This is a genomic window from Phocaeicola oris (genome assembly GCF_021295095.1).
Lineage (GTDB): Bacteria > Bacteroidota > Bacteroidia > Bacteroidales > Bacteroidaceae > Phocaeicola > Phocaeicola oris.
Genome location: NZ_JAJLQX010000011.1, coordinates 28,863 through 47,912 on the forward strand (window position 1 = coordinate 28,863; position 19,050 = coordinate 47,912).

At 39.1% G+C, this 19,050-nt stretch carries 20 protein-coding genes; 7 read left to right on the forward strand and 13 right to left on the reverse strand.

The features are described from left to right. Positions 1-385 precede the first annotated feature (385 nt). The 8 genes from aroC to LO761_RS07015 form a co-directional block, all read right to left on the reverse strand. A complete protein-coding gene (gene aroC, locus LO761_RS06980; RefSeq protein ID WP_272817567.1) occupies positions 386-1,462 on the reverse strand; it encodes a chorismate synthase in 1,077 nt (358 codons plus the stop codon). 9 nt (positions 1,463-1,471) lie between these two features. After that, a complete protein-coding gene (locus LO761_RS06985; protein WP_272817568.1) occupies positions 1,472-2,050 on the reverse strand; it encodes a LemA family protein in 579 nt (192 codons plus the stop codon). A gap of 40 nt (positions 2,051-2,090) precedes the next feature. Beyond that, positions 2,091-2,996 (reverse strand): TPM domain-containing protein, encoded by a 906-nt coding sequence (locus LO761_RS06990; RefSeq protein ID WP_407951549.1) that lies wholly within the window; start codon positions 2,994-2,996, stop codon positions 2,091-2,093. A 183-nt stretch (positions 2,997-3,179) separates the two neighbouring features. After that, complete coding sequence (locus LO761_RS06995; RefSeq protein ID WP_272817569.1) at positions 3,180-4,130, reverse strand: alpha/beta hydrolase; 951 nt, start codon at positions 4,128-4,130, stop codon at positions 3,180-3,182. A 15-nt stretch (positions 4,131-4,145) separates the two neighbouring features. Continuing rightward, on the reverse strand, positions 4,146-4,889 hold the full coding sequence (locus LO761_RS07000) for a shikimate dehydrogenase family protein (RefSeq protein WP_272817570.1): 744 nt from the start codon (positions 4,887-4,889) through the stop codon (positions 4,146-4,148). A gap of 12 nt (positions 4,890-4,901) precedes the next feature. Then, positions 4,902-5,636 (reverse strand): bifunctional demethylmenaquinone methyltransferase/2-methoxy-6-polyprenyl-1,4-benzoquinol methylase UbiE, encoded by a 735-nt coding sequence (ubiE, locus tag LO761_RS07005; protein ID WP_272817571.1) that lies wholly within the window; start codon positions 5,634-5,636, stop codon positions 4,902-4,904. Between the two features lie 65 nt (positions 5,637-5,701). Next, positions 5,702-6,646: a phosphoribosylaminoimidazolesuccinocarboxamide synthase gene (locus LO761_RS07010; protein WP_272817572.1), complete on the reverse strand. Its 945-nt coding sequence runs from the start codon at positions 6,644-6,646 to the stop codon at positions 5,702-5,704. Positions 6,647-6,676: 30 nt separating this feature from the next. Beyond that, a complete protein-coding gene (locus LO761_RS07015; protein ID WP_272817573.1) occupies positions 6,677-7,720 on the reverse strand; it encodes a PhoH family protein in 1,044 nt (347 codons plus the stop codon). 231 nt (positions 7,721-7,951) lie between these two features. Between LO761_RS07015 and LO761_RS07020 the strand changes: the two genes are divergently transcribed. Together LO761_RS07020 and truA are read left to right on the forward strand one after the other, a co-directional pair. Further along, the gene (locus tag LO761_RS07020) at positions 7,952-8,536 is read left to right on the forward strand and encodes a DUF5715 family protein (protein WP_407951551.1); all 585 of its coding nucleotides are present in this window, start codon (positions 7,952-7,954) and stop codon (positions 8,534-8,536) included. Further along, complete coding sequence (truA, locus tag LO761_RS07025) at positions 8,533-9,279, forward strand: tRNA pseudouridine(38-40) synthase TruA (RefSeq protein WP_272817575.1); 747 nt, start codon at positions 8,533-8,535, stop codon at positions 9,277-9,279. Before LO761_RS07020 ends, truA begins: the two co-directional genes overlap by 4 nt. Here truA and LO761_RS07030 read toward each other — a convergent pair. Together LO761_RS07030 and LO761_RS07035 are read right to left on the reverse strand one after the other, a co-directional pair. After that, positions 9,276-10,049, reverse strand: coding sequence for a TIGR03915 family putative DNA repair protein (locus tag LO761_RS07030; RefSeq protein ID WP_272817576.1), 774 nt, complete (start codon positions 10,047-10,049; stop codon positions 9,276-9,278). The genes truA and LO761_RS07030 overlap by 4 nt on opposite strands. A gap of 12 nt (positions 10,050-10,061) precedes the next feature. Next, complete coding sequence (locus tag LO761_RS07035; RefSeq protein ID WP_272817577.1) at positions 10,062-11,321, reverse strand: putative DNA modification/repair radical SAM protein; 1,260 nt, start codon at positions 11,319-11,321, stop codon at positions 10,062-10,064. A gap of 86 nt (positions 11,322-11,407) precedes the next feature. Between LO761_RS07035 and LO761_RS07040 the strand changes: the two genes are divergently transcribed. Continuing rightward, complete coding sequence (locus LO761_RS07040) at positions 11,408-12,325, forward strand: DMT family transporter (RefSeq protein WP_272817578.1); 918 nt, start codon at positions 11,408-11,410, stop codon at positions 12,323-12,325. A 10-nt stretch (positions 12,326-12,335) separates the two neighbouring features. Here the strand turns inward: LO761_RS07040 and LO761_RS07045 are convergent, their stop codons facing one another. From LO761_RS07045 to udk, 3 genes are all read right to left on the reverse strand, one after another. Next, positions 12,336-12,866: a nitroreductase family protein gene (locus LO761_RS07045; protein WP_272817579.1), complete on the reverse strand. Its 531-nt coding sequence runs from the start codon at positions 12,864-12,866 to the stop codon at positions 12,336-12,338. Between the two features lie 306 nt (positions 12,867-13,172). Next, the gene (locus LO761_RS07050) at positions 13,173-14,555 is read right to left on the reverse strand and encodes an MltF family protein (RefSeq protein WP_407951550.1); all 1,383 of its coding nucleotides are present in this window, start codon (positions 14,553-14,555) and stop codon (positions 13,173-13,175) included. Beyond that, on the reverse strand, positions 14,552-15,163 hold the full coding sequence (gene udk / locus LO761_RS07055; protein ID WP_272817580.1) for a uridine kinase: 612 nt from the start codon (positions 15,161-15,163) through the stop codon (positions 14,552-14,554). The genes LO761_RS07050 and udk overlap by 4 nt, the downstream gene beginning before the upstream one ends. A gap of 76 nt (positions 15,164-15,239) precedes the next feature. Between udk and LO761_RS07060 the strand changes: the two genes are divergently transcribed. The 4 genes from LO761_RS07060 (at position 15,240) to hisC (ending at position 18,933) form a co-directional block, all read left to right on the forward strand. Beyond that, positions 15,240-15,539 carry a Dabb family protein gene (locus tag LO761_RS07060; RefSeq protein ID WP_272817581.1) on the forward strand — a complete coding sequence of 100 codons (300 nt, stop codon included), beginning with the start codon at positions 15,240-15,242 and terminating at the stop codon, positions 15,537-15,539. A gap of 209 nt (positions 15,540-15,748) precedes the next feature. Continuing rightward, positions 15,749-16,600, forward strand: a complete 852-nt coding sequence (hisG, locus tag LO761_RS07065) for an ATP phosphoribosyltransferase (protein ID WP_272817582.1) — start codon at positions 15,749-15,751, stop codon at positions 16,598-16,600. Positions 16,601-16,610: 10 nt separating this feature from the next. After that, positions 16,611-17,891, forward strand: a complete 1,281-nt coding sequence (gene hisD, locus LO761_RS07070; RefSeq protein ID WP_272817583.1) for a histidinol dehydrogenase — start codon at positions 16,611-16,613, stop codon at positions 17,889-17,891. 1 nt (position 17,892) lies between these two features. Then, entirely contained in the window at positions 17,893-18,933 is a 1,041-nt protein-coding gene (gene hisC, locus LO761_RS07075) for a histidinol-phosphate transaminase (RefSeq protein ID WP_272817584.1), read from the forward strand. The last annotated feature ends 117 nt before the right edge of the window (positions 18,934-19,050 follow it).

A 19,050-nucleotide genomic window follows, 5' to 3' on the forward strand; every position in this document is an offset into this window, starting at 1 on the left:
ACGTTTTTTACCCTGCAAACTTAAATGATTTTCCATAAATAAGCAAATAATAGGACTTTTTTTTCATAATAAAATAAAAAAAATAAATCAGAAAGAATTATTTGGCCTTTTGGGTTAATATTTCCTTTCTTTGGGCGATATTATTTTCTATTTATATATAGGTAAAGGTCTGTCCTTATTTGCGGAAAAGAATATGCTTTTCATGTGTATGGTTAATTGTTAATTTATTATTTATACTTGTTTTATTATATTGTTTAATAAATACGCCTAATATAAGGAGTTTTTATAATTCGGCAAAATTAATTGAACTTTTTTTATAGGTTTTCCACACTTTTTGTAGATTTCAGTTTGAATTAGTCTAATTATCTTTGATAATATACCTTATTTATAAGTGAATAGTCTTATTTAAAAGGTAATAATCCAATACGGTTAAGGCAGCCATTGCTTCAACTACGGGAACAGCTCTTGGTAATACGCACGGATCATGCCGACCATGAGCCAGTAGGGTAGTATCATCTCCGTCTTTTGTTACGGAATGTTGTTCTTTTAAAATGGTAGCGACCGGTTTGAAGGCTACGCGGAAGTAAATGTCCTGTCCGTTACTAATCCCCCCCTGTATGCCTCCAGAGTTATTGGTTTTTGTAGCTATCTTTCCATTATTATTATAAAAGATGTCGTTTTGTTGACTACCGCGTAAATTCATATTGTCGAATCCTTCACCGTATGCAAATCCTTTAGCTGCATTGATACCGAGCATGGCTGATCCTAATGCCGCGTGCAGTTTTCCAAACACCGGCTCTCCCAATCCTACCGGACATCCTTTAATAACACAGGTAACTACTCCTCCGATGGTATCACCATCGGCTTTCACTTCTTCAATGAGTTTTATCATCTGATCGGCTTTTTCCGTATCCGGACAACGAACAATATTCTCTTCTATCTTATTGAGATTGTATTTCTTATAGTCATTGTCTAATTGGATATTGCCAACTTGAGATGTATACGCGGTAACTGATATGCCTAATTCTTTCAATGCCAGTTTTGCTAAAGCGCCCCCTATTACTCGTGAGATAGTTTCGCGTGCCGACGAACGACCTCCGCCTCGATAGTCGCGTAACCCATATTTTTCTGCATAGGTGTAGTCGGCATGCGATGGGCGGAATACATTCATGATGTTAGTATAGTCGTTTGAACGTTGGTTGAGATTCCGGACAATAAAGCCGATTGGACAGCCGGTAGATTTGCCTTCGAATATTCCTGAGAGAAATTCAACGGAGTCCGGTTCCTCACGACCGGTAGTTATGTTCGACTGACCTGGACGACGACGATTTAGTTCTTTTTGAACGAATTGTTCATCAATAGTGATGTTGGCCGGGAAACCGTCGATTACACCTCCGATGGCAGTCCCGTGAGACTCGCCAAATGTAGTCAGACGAACAATATTTCCAAATGTATTGGACATGATTACAGATTAGAATTTAACTTCAGGAGCTTTTTCACTTCCTTCGGCAGCTTCAAAATATGGGCGTGCATTGAATCCGCCAATGCCTGCAATGATGTTGCGAGGAAATTGACGGATAGTAGTATTATATGTTCTGGCTGTCTCATTAAAGTTACGGCGTTCAACAGCAATGCGATTTTCCGTTCCTTCCAGTTGAGCTTGCAATTCTTTAAAGTTCTCGTTTGCTTTTAACTCAGGATAGTTTTCCGAGATAGCAATCAAACGGCTTAATGCATTGGTAACATCCCCTTGGGCAGCTTGGAATTCTTTCAATTTTTCTTCTGTCAGATTGTTAGCGTCAATCTTAATGGATGTTGCCTTGCTTCGTGCCTCTACAACAGCTTCGAATGTTCCTTTTTCGTGTTCTGCGTATCCTTTTACGGTGTTTACCAAGTTTGGAATCAAATCAGCCCGACGTTGGTATTGGTTCTCGACATTGCTCCAAGCAGTATTGACCGACTCCTGACTGGTTACAAGTCCGTTGTACTGACTTATTCCCCACATGGCTATTACAGCGAGAACAATAATTAGAATAACAGTCTTTTTCATTTTCTTTTATATTTTAGTTTGTATATAATTATAATAAGGATTAAAAATGACTTCCTGCGCCACCACCACCGAAATTGCCACCACCGAAACTGCCACCTGAGAAGCCTCCTCCTCTGCCAAAGCTTCCGCCACCGATAAAAATGCCACCTCCACCACGTGGGCCGCGATAGCTTTCATCCGATGACTCAACAATTCTTTTAAACACGTGCCCGCAGTTCTTGCATAAGTAAGTGACTTCTTCGCGTTTCACTCCGTTTTTCTTATATAGCAGATGGGATGTCATGCGTTGAATATGGTGTTTCTTGCATTTCGGGCAGGCTGATGCTTTCCGGATAGAATATCTGATAGATAACATAATTACTAAGAATATGAGCATGAATACGGCTAATCCGGTTAAATCGGCATCGTCGTCCTCGTCTTGAGCAATATTCTCCATAGAACCATCCAATATACCACCGACCGCTCTGATTCCGGCTACCATACCTTCATCCCACTGATTGTTGGCAAAATACGGATTCATGTATTGGGTTTGGATTCTTTTGCAGATTGCATCAGGCAATGTCCCTTCCAGTCCGTATCCGGTGACAAATTGAATGCATCGCTCTTCGGTGGAAAGTAAGATGACTAAGCCATTATCACGCTGTTTCTGACCAACTCCGTTTTGCTTGCCCAGTTGATAGGCAAATTCAAAACAGTCACCATCTTTAATTCCTGTAACAGCAACCACAATTGTTTGGATTCCTGTCCTTTGTTCAAGTGCATAAAGCACACTATCTATGGTTGACACAGTCGAAGCGGATAGAATACCATCCGGATTGGACACATATCTTGTACGGTCTTGAAGGTGTACCATTAGAATATCTTTGACAGTATACTCTTTTGCTCCTGCCTGTGCGATGAAAAGAAGGAGCAATATGATGGTGATAATGTGTTTGGCTTTACTCATTGAGTGCAAAGATAGTGCAAAATGAAAAGAGAAGAAGAACAATGAGCAATTTTTTTTGGATGATGCTTATAAAAGTGAAAAGTGATGCGTATGAGTTGAGTGATTCATGCTGATGAGTTGAGTGATTCATGCTGATGAGTTGAGTGATTCATGCTGATGAAACGGGCTGTTTAACTTTATGACTTATTTCATATATTTGCTAACAAAGTCATAAACTCTTTTTCGATAAGCTTGCCGGTCAGTAATATATGCTTCGGCATGAGCAGCTCCCTGTACTATCCAAAGTTCTTTCGGCTCAGGTTTTGCTTTATATAGCGGATATACCATGTCAGTCGGCACATAGTCGTCTTCTGCTCCATGAATGAACAGCATAGGCAGTTTGCATTTGGTTACCTGTTTTAAAGATGATGCTTCTTTGAATCCCCATCCATGCTCAATTTTGTTTAATGCACTTGCTGTATATAATATAGGGAAAGGAGGTATACCGAATTGCGCTTTCATTTCATTTTTGAACTCATCCCATACGCTGGTATATCCACAGTCGTCAACGAAACATTTCACATAACCTGGCAAGTTGTCTCCCGACAGCATCATGGTTGTTGCGCCACCCATGGAAATACCATGAACAACCATTGCCAAACTGTCACCATACATGGCCTGAGCCACTTTCATCCATTGAAGAATATCTTTCCTGTCTTTCCATCCCATTTGAATATGAGAACCTTCGCTTTCACCATGGAATCGGTTATCGGGAAGAAGAATGTTATATCGTAAATATTCACTATAGATATGTCCGATATTCATCATAAAGATAGCATTAGATGTGTATCCATGTATTAAGATAGCCGTATTTCCGGTCGGATATACCGCGTTTTTGTAAAAGGCATGAAGTTTACATCCATCAGGTGAAACGATAAATGTATCTTTTAAAATATGGTTTGTTCGGATACTGTCTATCCACGGCGCAATGTCTGCGTTATTGTTCTTTAAATTATTCCATGATGTTTCAATGTTCCGTGAGGCTGTTACGTCAGGTTTCAGAGAAAAGTTAATCATGTATTGTGCAGTGCCAATATCTAAAATTATGGCTAATATAATAACAATAAAGGCACTGTATTTTATCTTCTTTTTCATTTGCATGTCATATATTTATTTGTTCCAAATGTCCCATGCCGCGAATGCTTGCAAAAGTAACATTTCCAGTCCGTTCTTTGTAGTAGCTCCATGTTCGGTACCTTTCTTCATATAGAGTGTAACGTCCGGATTATAGAGTAAATCATAAAGCAGATGCTTCGGTGTAACTGATTCGTATGGGATATTGGGGCATACATCTGTATTTGGGAACATTCCTACGGGAGTGCAATTGACGATAATCTTGTACTCGTCCATAATCTTCTCATCCAATTCCTCGTATGTAAGCATTCCTTCTTTCTTTGTTCGAGAAACGAATTTAGATTCGATATTCATTTTTTGTAACGCATAACGGATAGCCTTTGACGCGCCGCCCGTGCCAAGTATTAATGCTTTTATATGATACGGTTTGAGTAAAGGTTGAATAGATTGAGTAAACCCGATATAATCGGAGTTATAACCCACTAATTTTAATTTCTTTTTTGGTTCTCGGATAAATTTGATGACGTTGACAGCGCCAATAGCTTTTGCGTCCTCACTCAAGTCGTTTAGGAGTGGAATAACTTTTTCTTTATAAGGAATAGTAACATTCAGCCCACATATATCCGGATTCTCTTCAATAACTTTCGTTAAATCGTCTATTGTCGGAATCTCAAAGTTAAGATATTTTGCGTCAATTATCTCAGACTCAAATTTCTCGTTAAAGAAATTGCGAGAAAAAGAATGTCCGAGCGGATAACCTATAAGTCCATATTTTTTCATTTGCTTTTCTCTTTATTTTGTTGCTATGTATAATGTACAAAGACCTCCACTCAATCTCTTAAAATTCACCTCTTTAAATCCGGCTTTATTGATAATTCCCGACATGACTTCACCTTGAGGAAACGCTTTAATGGAATTCGGCAGGTAATGGTAAGCCTTATTATCCTTTGAAAAGAATTTCCCAATGAACGGAATGAATATCCCGGAATAAAGTTGATATAATTGTTTGAACGGGAACCATTGTGGCTCGGATAGTTCTATGATAACCACCATTCCGTTCTGTTTTAAAACCCGATACATCTCGTGTAGCCCTGCATCCAGATCTTCAAAGTTACGCACGCCGAAAGCTACTGTCACAGCATCAAATTTGTCGGAAGGAAATGTAAGTGACGTACAATCTTCTTTTTGAAAAGAAATATGCTCATATTCTAATGCTTTTGCTTTCTCTTTTGCAATATTCATCATACCTTCGGATATATCCACTCCGATTAACTCTTTCGGTTGAAGAATTTTATAGGAAAGAATGGCAAAATCACCTGTTCCTGTAGCGATATCAAGTACCGACTGCGGACTCTTTTGCTTCAAACAACTGATAGCTTTTTTCCGCCAATATTTATCGATATTCCATGAAAGCGTATGATTCAATTTATCGTAGTGAGGAGCAATACTGTTGAACATCTTCTCTACTTGGACCGACTTTTTCTCTTCCTCGTTATAAGGTTTTATATTCTCTTGTGCGTAACCCATTTATATAATGTATAAAGCTGCTTCCTTCTTTTATTTGGAGGAAGCAGCTTATGATTATGAACTAATTATTTCAAGTAACTGTTTATGTTCTTTTCAATTCGAGCGATAAGGTCAACGCCTGCTTCTTTTACGAACTTTTCACCGGTGATATGCTCATAAAGTTCGATGTAACGGTTACTAATCTGGTCAATGATTTCGTCAGTCATCTCCGGAACCTGTTGACCTTCTTTCCCTTGGAAACCATTATTCATCAACCATTCGCGAACAAATTCTTTAGAGAGTTGTTTTTGTGGTAACTCTTTTTCGAAACGTTCTTCATAACCATTAGCATAGAAGTAACGACTTGAATCAGGTGTATGAATTTCGTCCATTAAATAAATCTTACCGTTATGTGTTCCGAATTCATATTTCGTGTCCACAAGAATTAGGCCGTGTTCAGCTGCAATTTCTGTTCCACGCTGAAATAAATCCAAGGAGAATTGTTCAAGTATGGCATATTCTTCCGGAGTAGCCAAACCTTTTTCCAAGATTTCTTCCTTAGAGATATCCTCATCATGAGTGCCAATCTCTCCTTTTGTAGTAGGAGTGATGATAGGGTGCGGGAATTTTTCATTCTCACGCATGCCTTCCGGCAAACGGACACCGCAAATTTCACGGACACCACTCTTATAAGCTCTCCATGCACTACCGCAAAGATAGCCACGAACAATCATTTCCAAAGGGAACCCTTTGCACATGACGCCGACTGTTACCATTGGATCAGGAGAAGCCTGTTTCCAGTTAGGGCAGATATCCGTTGTTGCATCCAGGAATTTAGAAGCAATCTGATTCAGAACTTGTCCTTTGAACGGAATTCCTTTAGGAAGAATAACATCAAAAGCAGAAATTCGGTCGGTTACAACCATTATTAGCTTCTCATCGTTGATGTTATATACATCACGAACTTTGCCATGATAAACGGATTTCTGTTTAGGAAAATGGAAATCTGTTTTAGTTAATGCTACACTCATAATTATATCTTTTTAATAATGTATATCTTATTATTTCATTTCAGAGAAGTCAGGGTGGAATTTATCAATCATCTTCACTTCTTTCTTTTCATTTGATTCCGGTTTATTAGCATTCAACTGTTCATGAATGGTTTTCTGTCCTTCTTCATATTTTTCGTATGCTTCAACAATTCGGGTAACCAATTTATGGCGGACAATATCTTTTTTATTCATTTCTATGAAGCTGATTCCTTTGATGCCTTTTAGTATATGCATAGCTTGAATTAAACCGGATTTCTGAGAAACAGGCAAATCAATTTGAGTAACATCACCGGTAATAATCATCTTTGTATTCATGCCCATACGGGTAAGGAACATTTTAATCTGCTGCGGTGTAGTATTTTGCGCTTCATCCAAAATAACGACCGCGTCGTTTAGTGTTCGTCCGCGCATAAAGGCAAGTGGAGCTATCTGAATAATGTTCAGTTCTAAATCCTCTTGTAATTTTGCGGCAGGAATCATATCTTCCAATGCATCGTAAAGTGGTTGCAGGTACGGATCAATTTTCTCCTTCATATCTCCGGGAAGGAATCCGAGCTTTTCTCCCGCTTCCACAGCAGGACGGCTGAGGATAATTCTTTTTATCTCTTTGTTTTTCAATGCACGAACAGCTAATGCAATAGCTGTATATGTTTTACCTGAACCGGCAGGACCAATGGCAAAGATCATGTCATTCTTATCAAAGTCCTGAACCAATTTTTTTTGGTTCGCGCTTCTCGAGACAATAGGGCGTCCGTTCACGCCATAGACAATTACGTCTGAGTTATTTGTCTCGGCCGGTTTATTTCCTTTTATAATGTCTAAGATGATTTCCTCGTTCAGTGAATTGTGTTTTGAACAGTATTTTTCTAAAGTCAAGATGCTTTCTTCAAATGCTGCCATTTCTTCCTCATCCCCCATTACTTTTATCACGTTTCCGCGCGCTACAATACGCAGCTTCGGAAAAAGCGCGTCAATTATTTGCATGTTGGTATTGTTCACTCCATAAAAAATGACGGGATCAGCATCCTCTAATACAATATTCTTTTCTATCATCTACAAATTTTATGTATTACTCTGCAAAGTTAATAAATGGTTTGTTTTATTTTTCGTTTTGACGCAATTTATTTGTTTTGCCTATCGGTAATAAAAGAATTTTGCGTTAACTTTACACCAATTATTTAAAATAAGATTTTTTATATGAACAAGTGGGTTTATAGTATCGAAGTTGTATTGTTTCTTTCTTCTTCGATAGTATTTGGCAGTTGCCATAATAGAGAAAAGGAGATGAAGTACAACAATCCACATAATATCAAGGGAGTAATAAGTTATAAGCGTTGTTTTAATGATATGAATGATACACAACTTGTTGCCGCTCAGAATTTTGGAGTTCAGCCGGTAGAGTCGAGAGTAGAAGCGGAGAAGTTAGGAAATAAGTTAGTGGAAATAAAAAGTTGTAAATCTTATTTGCTTGATACATTGACACATTCCATTCCTTTTTTAGTTCCGAGAGCTTCAGAATTGTTATCTGTTATAGGTGATAACTTTCAAGATTCGTTGATAAATAAAGGGTTAAATCAGAATCAGATTATAGTTACTTCTGTTTTGCGTACGCAGAGTGATCAGAAGAAATTGCGTCGCAGGAATGGTAATGCGACAGAGAATTCCGCCCATTCGTATGGGACTACATTTGATATTTCATATCGTCGATTTAATAAGTTGGAAGATCCGGAAGGATATCCTACAGAAGCTGTGAGTCCGGATACACTGAAGATGGTGTTGGCCGAAGTCTTATATGACCTGAAAAAGACGGATAAGTGCTATGTAAAGTATGAATTGAAACAGGGGTGTTTCCATATTACTACACGATGAGATATTTTATAGAATTGGCTTACGATGGAATAAATTATCATGGTTGGCAAGTCCAACCAAATGGGAATAGTGTGCAGGCTACTGTTCAAAAGGCAATCTCTACTGTTTTGCGGGAAGAAATTGAAATTGTAGGAGCTGGACGGACGGATACCGGTGTCAACGCTTCTAAAATGTTTGCCCATTTCGATTTTGATAAACCTTTCGATAGCTCACTCTTGGAAAAGAAGTTATGTAAGATTCTTCCACACGATATTGCTGTTTATCATATATATAAGGTGAGAGATGACGCGCATGCTCGTTTTGATGCCATATCGCGTACGTACCAGTATCATGTTACATTACGAAAAGACCCTTTTTTGCGTCGTTATGCTTGGCAAGTTTATTTCCCGTTGGATTTTAACGCGATGAATGAAGCCGCGAAAGTGTTGTTCGAGTATACAGATTTCACCAGCTTTAGTAAGTTGCACACCGATGTAAAGACGAACAATTGTAAGATAATAAGAGCAGAATGGAAGCAAGTAGCTGAATTTGAGTGGGTGTTTACTATTCAGGCAGACCGTTTTCTGCGAAATATGGTTCGTGCAATAGTAGGAACGTTAATTGATGTGGGACGGGGAAAATTGACGGTTGACGGTTTCCGTCAGATAATTGAACAGAGAGATCGTTGTGCTGCAGGAAGTTCTGTACCGGGGAATGCGTTGTTCTTAGTTGATATTACTTATCCGAAGGATATTTTTCTTTAGCCTTGTTGCTTTTCGGTTAGATATTTCCAATATCGAAATGGTAAATCTTTTCGATGCTTCTTTGGATTCCATCGCTGTTTAATACAGATGGCCTTAAAATAAGTCTGCCATAATTGTTGGAAAAGTTTCTCATCTTTATCCATGATGCTTCCGTTTAGTTTTCCGGTAATTAAATGTTCTAAATGTGGGTCATCAAATGTTACTTGTTTTACTTCTTTCAAATCGTAATAGTATCCGTATTTCCGTTTGATATCGTAGATAAGCCAGGGCTGGTCGTTAAATCGATCTTTAAAATGTGGGATAGCTAACGGTAACGCATTAAACTGTGGTTCAACGGCCGCGAAATAAGTTCCGTCAACAGCTTTTTGAAAACGGATAAACTTCAGCATGTTCATTCGTTCGTATTGGACTTTCTTATAAATTTGGCAGAGGTAAAGTACATCTGGATCAGAGAAATTCATTTCAATGGATTTTTTCGCGTCAAAAGTTTTCCGCATATAGCGAAAGAGAACAATATCTATTTCCGGGAGTTCAGACAGCCAATCATTGGTGAGCATTGACATAGCGGAAGGGGAGAGGTATCTTTCCAATCCTTTCCATACACGCAATGCTTTTGTCTCATTTGAAAGAATAGTAATTTGATTATTAATAAACATCGGCGGAATGGAACCGACAGACATTAATTGATCAGGGAACAGATTTCGAGAGTATGCTTCAAAAATGCAGCAGAGTATGCCTTCAAACGTTTTATCGTAATAGAAGATGTTCATTTCCGAGGTCTTTTACTCATCAAACGGAAGATCTAATTGCTGTAGATCTGCTTTCTTTACTTGTGGAATAAGTAATTTCCGCACACCTTGGGGCGTGAGTTCGTTCACTGTTTGGACAGAGAGTTCTTTACAGGTGATGAAATACTTGGCTTTTTTCATCACCACGCCAATCTTTTTCAACTCATACGAACCTAATTTTTGAAATCGGCGGGATGTGCAAATCATCATAGCCGACTTAGTTCCAATGCCGGGTATACGAAGCAGCATTTCATAATCGGCTTTGTTTATGTCCACAGGAAATAGTTCCGGATGTCGGAGCGCCCAACTTAACTTAGGGTCTATATCCAAGTCCAGATTCGGATGGGATTCATCCACTATTTCGTTCACGTTGAACTTATAGAAACGAAGTAACCAATCGGCTTGGTAAAGTCTGTTTTCACGAACCAAAGGCGGTTGTTTTAAAATAGGTAAACGTTTGTCGTATGTATTCACCGATACATATCCCGAGTAATACACTCTCCGGATAGTGGGCTGATGGTAAAGGGCAGAGGAGAGGTTTAGGATATCTTTGTCGGAATCGGGAGTAGCACCGACTATCATTTGTGTGCTTTGTCCGGCCGGAACAAACCTTGGAGCATAGCGATATTTCTTTCGATCTTCCTTATTCTCCAGCATTCCTTGTTGAATGAACCGCATCGGTTGGTAAACGCTCTTGTGATCTTTTTCGGGAGCTAAAAGTTTCAAGTTCTGTTCTTTTGGTATTTCTAAATTCACGCTCATACGGTCGGCATAGAGCCCGGCTTCATCAACCAATTCTCTACTGGCTCCTGGAATACTTTTCAGATGAATGTAGCCATTGAATTTATGAATGGTGCGCAGATCTTTTGCTACACGCGCTAATCGTTCCATAGTATAATCGGGATTACGTACTACTCCTGAGCTGAGGAAGAGTCCTTCGATATAGTTTCGGCGATAGAACTCCATTACAATCTCTACTAATTCGCTGACCGACAGGGTAGCACGCGGAATGTCATTGCTTCGGCGATTAACACAATAGGCGCAGTCGTACAAACAAACATTAGTTAACATTACCTTTAATAATGAAATGCAACGACCGTCTTCTGAGAAACTGTGACAAATGCCAATGCCTCCGACAGTATTCCCTACCATCCCCGGTTTCCCTTTTCGAACCGTTCCGCTGCTGGAGCAGGAAACATCGTATTTCGCTGATTCGGCAAGAATTCTTAGTTTATCAAGTACTTGTGCGTTCATTGGTAATATTCTTTTTCTCTTACAAAGCAAAATTACTAATAATTGTTGTAACTTTGTCATTTGATAGGTTAAATGGTATAAAAGATATGTGGTTGTTTTTTGCTTTTCTTTCCGCCTTTTTACTTGGCTTTTACGATGTGTTTAAAAAGGTGTCGTTGAGCGAAAACGCAGTCATTCCTGTGCTTTTCCTGAATACCGTTTTCTGTTCCCTGATATTCCTCCCGTTTATTCTGATTTCTTCTTATCATCCTGAGACTCTGTCCGGTGGGATGTTTTTTGTCCCGCAAGTGGGATGGGAGGTTCATAAGTATATTATATTGAAATCGGTCATTGTTCTCTCCTCGTGGATTCTGAATTACTTTGCGATGAAGAATTTGCCGATAACGATTGTCGGGCCTATCAATGCAACCCGTCCGGTGATGGTGTTGGTTGGCGCGTTGATAGTATTTGGCGAACGGCTAAACTTTTATCAATGGATAGGGGTTATATTAGCTATCATTTCTTTCTTCTTGTTGAGTCGTAGTGGTAAGAAAGAAGGTATTGATTTCAAGCATAATAAATGGATTTATTTTATTGTTTTGGCAGCTTTTTTAGGAGCGGTCAGCGGACTATACGATAAGTTTCTTTTAGCTCCGGTAAATCAGGGCGGAATAGGTTTAGACCGAATGGTGGTTCAGTCGTATTATAACATCTATCAGATGTTTATGATGCTTCTCATGTTATGCGTTTTATGGTATCCGCACCGCAAAAATTCTCCTTTTCATTGGAATTGGAGTATTCCACTTATCTCCATCTTTCTTTCAGCCGCCGATTTTGTCTATTTCTATTCATTAAGTTTGGATGGTTCAATGATATCCATTGTGTCGATGATAAGAAGAAGCAGTGTCATCGTTTCTTTTCTGTTCGGCGCTATGGTATTCCGAGAGAAGAATCTCAAGAGCAAGGCTGTTGACTTGGCTTTAGTTCTTATAGGAATGGTATTCCTTTATATAGGGAGCAAATAACGTGTTTAAATTATTTAATGACACGATAATAGTCTTTTTTGCGTGGCTTCGGTTCCGGAGCTTTTCCGGCAGGGTAGCCGAGCGCGATAGATCCGATTCCCATCAGCCCATCGGGTAATCCGAAATTCTTCATTAATGTTTTTCCTTCAGGAGTATCGAACATTTGAATTTCACGGTTAATCCAACAGGAGCCCAAACCAAGCGCATGAGCGGCATTCATCATGTTACCGAGTACTAAGGCGCCATCGTAGTAAGTATTTGCCCAACTATCGGGCTTTGAACCGAATACCAACACAATGGTTGGAGCATCGTAATATGGGTTACTGTTTACACCCAGCACTTCAGCGTTCATTCTGATTAGTTGGTCAATAATGTTTTTATTTTGAACAGCAACAATCCATGAGTCTTGTTTGCCCATTCCGTTTGGGGCATAGCTCCCCGCGTCTAAAACAGCTTTTAATTCTTCATCTTTTATTTGTTCTTTCTTGTACTGACGGATGCTTCTGCGCGTCATCAGCGCTTCTAATGCTTTATTTTCCATTATTATCTTATATTTTATTCTTGACAAAGATAATGATTTATGGTCATAAATTCTATTTTTTTATTTATATAGTTCGGTTTTTTCTTTATAAGATAGGTGTACCACGTGCGTGATACATGTGCGTCACATGCGTGGTACATGTGCATCACGTGCGTGGTACACGTGCGTCACGTGCGTGGTTCATCCGGTTTGTCTCTCCAAAAATCTCTTCTTGTAAAGAAACCATTTATCTTGTTCCGTATCTGTATAGGATTGGAAAAGCACACATTACTCTCAGAACCGAATGGACTTTTGGGTATTGGAGGGTTAGTTCTTTATTTTATCTTTGTATTCAGCCTCACGGCTAAGTATATCTTTTACAAAACGATAGGTATCTTCTCCATGGAAATAGCCATATTTGCAAACCGGATCATTGTAGTATTCTTCTTTGCCTTTAAGCAAAATGAATTCTTCTACATTATGGTCCCATTTGTACTTATCTTTTCCATATTTTTCAGCTAATGCCATAGCGTCAATAATATGTCCGGAACCGGCATTATAAGAGGCCAATACGAATTTGACGCGTTCTTGTGGGTCGGGAATGGTTTTAAATTGGTCGGCAGTAAGGCCAAGGTATTTAACGGCCGCACGGACACTTTCTTCAGCATAGTGCTCTTTTCCTTTAGGTATTCCCATTCTTTGGGCTGTTCCCGGCATCAGTTGCATCAATCCTCTGGCTCCTGCCCAAGATACAGCAGTGGTGTCGAAGTTTGATTCTGTATAAGCTAAGGAAGCTAATAATCGCCAATCCCAATTGATGTCTTTTGCGTATTTCTTAAAGAGGTGATCGTATGGTGAAATGATGCCTTTCGACAAGTCAAGCATCGGAGAGTGGGGAATCATTTTGCTGACTTCAAAATATCGTTTGGTGCTGGCTTTATAAGCCATAGTCTTGATATTTAACTGATGCCAGCGGGTTGCGTAAGCGGCTAAAAGCGGAGATGTTTTACGTACAGCCCAAGAAGACTTCTGGTCAAAGCTGACAGCTAAATCAATATTAATATTGGAATAATATGTTTGATTCAGTTTAGCAAGTGTATTATCACAAATGGTGTAATCAATCACTCCGTGAGCAACCTGTTCGATAAGGTCTTCGGTAGAGAGACTGTCTGTGTTTACAGGATGGATAACGATGCCGCCTCCTAATTCTTCATTGAGGTTATTCAGTCTGTCATGATAGCGTCCGGGTTCCACATATATTTCTTTGCCAACGAGTTGTGTTACATCAGTGATCGGTTTTTTATTGCCAAGCCCATTCCGTTGAACTAACACTTGATGAGTGATATGTTCGTCACCACAGAAAAGCACGCTGTCTTTATACTCTTTAGTAATGGCAAGGTTGTATGCGATGATGTCGCCTTCGCCACGCTCGAGCATTTCTACCATTTCGTGCTGACTGCGAGCAACCTTTACGATTAGTTGTAAATTTAATGAGTTAGCCAACTGTTCCATTAACTCATATTCAAATCCCATAGGTTGACCTCGATAAAGGAAGTAAGAAGTAGATCCGTACATAGTGAGAGCTACTATTCGGCCGCTATCTTGAATCTGCATCAGATCAATATTCGGTACTTCCTGTTGTTTATGATTGGATTTACAACAACAAAGGATAATAGAGATAATTATGAACAGTATAGCCGTTTTCTTCATTTACCTAAAATCTTTTCGATGTATAGGCGAAGTATTTCAATAGCTTTCGTATTCATGCCCCCTTGAGGAATGATAAGGTCGGCATAGCGTTTACAGGGTTCAATAAATTCCAAATGCATGGGTTTAAGCACACGTACATAACGTTCCATAACAGCTTCAGCAGTACGTCCGCGTTCTATTATATCACGTTGAATGACTCGAATAAGTCGTTCGTCAGGGTCAGCATCAACAAAAAGTTTCAAGTCCATCTGACTTCGGAGTTTCTTATCCCAAAGGGCAAGGATACCTTCAATTATAACGACATCTTTTGGTTCAATATGAATGGTTTCTTTTTGTCGGGTGGAAGTAAGGAACGAATAGGTAGGCTGTTCTATCGCTTTCCCTTCTTTTAACATGGAAATGTGTTTGGAAAGAAGTGCCCAGTCGAAAGCATTCGGATGGTCGAAGTTGATATTTTGTCTTTCTTCAGCAGGGACATTACTACTATCCTTATAATAAGAGTCTTGTGGTAGGAGTATGACCTCGTTTGTTGGCAGACTCTCTATAATCTTTTTAACGACTGTTGTCTTACCGGAACCGGTTCCTCCGGCAATACCGATTATTATCATGATAAAGATTCTATTTAAAACAAATTACGTATATTTGTTGTCACAAAAGTATAATAATTTAATTAGATATCAAACTATGGTAAAGCATATTGTTTTATTTAAGTTGAAAGAAACTTTGTCGCTGGACGAAAAAGAGGTCTATATGAAACAGTTTAAGGAAGCTATTGAGGCGCTTCCTGCAGTGATACCTTTTATTAAAAAGATATTCGTAGGTTTTAATGTTAATTCAGACGAGAAGTGGGATATTTGTTTGGAAAGTGAGTTTCGTACACTTGAAGAGGTAAAGGAATATTCTGTTCATCCAAGTCATATTAAGGCCGCGGGTATTTTGAAAGATGTTAAAGTAGATAGAGCTTGTGTTGATTACGATATTTAACTATTAAATTTTAATCTTTGGTTGATGGAGTTTTGCAAAGAATGTTTTATATTTGTACCCGTTAAAGAATTAAAATGAAAAGAATTTTGTCACATCATCATCATGGACCAACAGAGTAATTCCGGTGGGCTGTGTTACTATGATTAAGATATAAAGGCTTGCCGATAGGTGAGCCTTTTTTGTTTACGTCAACTATTAAACGAGAGATAATGTTAAGAATTGCAGTACAATCAAAAGGCCGTTTGTATGATGATACAATGGCTTTGTTAGAAGAAGCCGACATAAAGATTCCTTCTTCTAAACGCACTCTTTTAGTACAAAGTACAAATTTTCCTATTGAGGTTCTTTTTCTTCGTGACGATGATATTCCGCAGTCTGTCGCGGGCGGTGTGGCCGACTTAGGTATCGTTGGGGAGAATGAATTTGTAGAGCGTCAGGAAGATGCTATGATCATCAAGCGATTGGGATTTAGCAAATGTCGTTTGTCTTTGGCAATCCCTAAAGATGTGGAGTATCCGGGTTTGCAATGGTTTGAGGGTAAGAAAGTAGCCACCTCGTATCCGGGGATCCTTCGTCGTTTTATGAAAGAACATAATATTAATGCCGATATTCATGTTATTACCGGTTCGGTGGAGATTGCTCCCGGAATTCATTTGGCAGATGCTATATTCGATATTGTTAGTTCTGGTTCTACGCTGGTAAGTAATAGTTTGAAAGAAGTAGAGGTAATTATGAAGAGTGAGGCTTTGCTTATCGGCAATAAAAATATGAGTGCCGAAAAGAAAACAATACTCGATGAGCTGCTTTTTCGTGTGGAGGCTGTGAAAACTGCAGAGGATAAGAAATACGTTTTGATGAACGCGCCTAATGAAAAATTGCGGGAGATAGTAAAAGTACTGCCGGGTATGCGTAGTCCGACGGTGATGCCTCTTGTTCAGGAAGGATGGAGCTCTGTTCATACCGTTTTGAGTGATAAATATTTTTGGGAGATTATTGGCAAGTTGAAATCGTTAGGGGCTGAAGGTATTTTGGTTATTCCTATAGAGAAAATGATAGTATAAAGAAGTGATTATGAATATAATTGTATATCCGTCTAAGTCAGAGTGGAAAGAATTGACTTCTCGTCCTTCATTAAATATAGAAATGTTATTTAATATCGTTGATGAGGTTTTGAATTATGTCAAATTAGAAGGTGATCATGCTGTTAAAGCATGCGAGGCAAAGTTTGATAAAGTAGATTTAAAGACTTTGGCCGTGACAGAAGATGAAATCGCAGAAGCAGAAAATCTTGTTTCTAATCAGCTGAAAGAAGCTATCATATTAGCATCTTCTAATATTCGAACATTCCATGAGTCTGAACTTTTTGAGAGTAAAACGGTGGAGACTCAGAAAGGGGTGGTTTGTTGGCAGAAGGCTATACCGATAGAAAAGGTGGGACTTTATATTCCGGGCGGGACAGCTCCTTTGTTTTCTACAGTGCTGATGCTTGCTATTCCGGCGAAAATAGCCGGGTGTAAGGAGATTGTGCTTTGTACTCCTCCCAATAAGGAAGGGAAAGTGAATCCGGCCATTCTGTTTGCCGCTAAAGTTGCCGGAGTAAATCATATTTTTAAGGCAGGTGGCGTTCAGGCTATTGGAGCAATGGCTTTGGGTACGGAAAGCATTCCAAAAGTAGATAAAATATTTGGTCCCGGAAATCAATATGTTCAGGCAGCAAAGCAACGTGTGGCATTACGTGATGTTGCCATTGATATGCCTGCCGGACCGTCAGAGGTAGCAATTATAGCCGATGAGACTTCAAATCCGGCATATATAGCTGCTGATTTACTTTCACAAGCAGAGCATGGAACAGATAGTCAGGTGATGTTGATTTCTATTTCAAAAGAACTGTTGGAGAACACTATAAAGGAAGTGAATAGGCAGTTGGCAGTACTTCCGCGTAAAGAAATTGCTTCGAGAGCTTTAGAGAACAGTAAGTTTGTGTTGGTGCACGATTATGATGAAGCGATGGAACTCTCGAACGAGTATGCACCGGAACATCTTATTCTTTCAACAAAGAATTATGCGACATTGGCAGAGAAGGTGATTAATGCCGGTTCTGTCTTTCTTGGACAGCTTTCTATGGAAAGTGCCGGCGATTATGTTTCGGGAACAAACCACACTTTGCCGACAAAAGGATGGGCAAAGGCTTACAATGGAGTAAACTTGGATAGTTTTATTCGAAAAGTGACTTTCCAAGAGATAAGTGCAGAGGGACTGAAGAAAATAGGTCCGGCTATAGAGGTGATGGCGGATAATGAACAATTAAAAGCTCATAAAAACGCAGTATCAATTCGTCTAAAAGATTTGTAATATGAAATCATTAAAAGAACTCACCCGACAGAATATCTTGGCATTGGAACCTTATTCTTCGGCACGGAATGAATATAGCGGGCATGTGGCTCATGTATTTCTTGACGCTAATGAAAATCCATATAATCATCCGTTTAATCGTTATCCTGATCCACTTCAGTTGGAGTTGAAGAAAGAAATTGCGCGTATAAAGAAGGTTTCTGAGGAACAGATTTTCTTAGGGAATGGAAGTGATGAGGCTATAGATTTACCTTATCGATGTTTTTGCCGCCCGGGGATAGATAATGTGGTTGCTATTGAACCTACTTATGGTATGTATAAGGTTTGTGCTGATATTAATGACATAGCGTATCGCCCTGTTTTACTGGATGAACAGTTTCAACTTTCTGCCGGCAAAATATTGGCAGCTGTGGACGAAAACACGAAACTGATATGGATATGTAGTCCCAATAATCCTACCGGTAACAATATGAATCGAGAGGAGGTGATAAATATTCTCCAACAATTTAATGGATTGGTGATAGTGGACGAAGCTTATTCCGATTTTTCTGATTGTAAGCCTTTCAGGGAGGAACTGAACCAATTCCCTAATTTAATTGTTCTTAATACATTCAGTAAAGCGTGGGGATGTGCGGCTATCCGCTTGGGGATGGCATTTGCTCAAAAAGATATTATCGATATATTTAATAAGGTGAAGTATCCATATAATGTTAATGCACTTACGCAGCAGGAAGCATTAAAGGCTATTCAACGTAATGGTATGGTTGATCAGTGGATTAGAACGCTGGTCGAGGAACGAGGGCGAATGATGGGTGAGTTTGCTAAATTATCCTGTTGCGCCAAGGTTTATCCGACGGATGCTAATTTCTTTCTCACCAAAGTGACGGATGCGGTTGCTATCTATCGTTATTTGGTGGAGAAAGGTATTATTGTCCGTAATAGAACTAAAGTAACGCTTTGTAAGGATTGCCTTCGAGTAACAATTGGTGATCGTTCGGAGAACGATGAATTGTTGGAAGCATTGAAACATTATAATTCGTGATAACATGATGTGAATTCGATGAATTTCTATCATGTGATCCGTGTGTCATTACAATATTAAAAACTTGATATGACTCATCTGCCATAAAGATAATTTCTGTAATTTTGTCTTCAATGC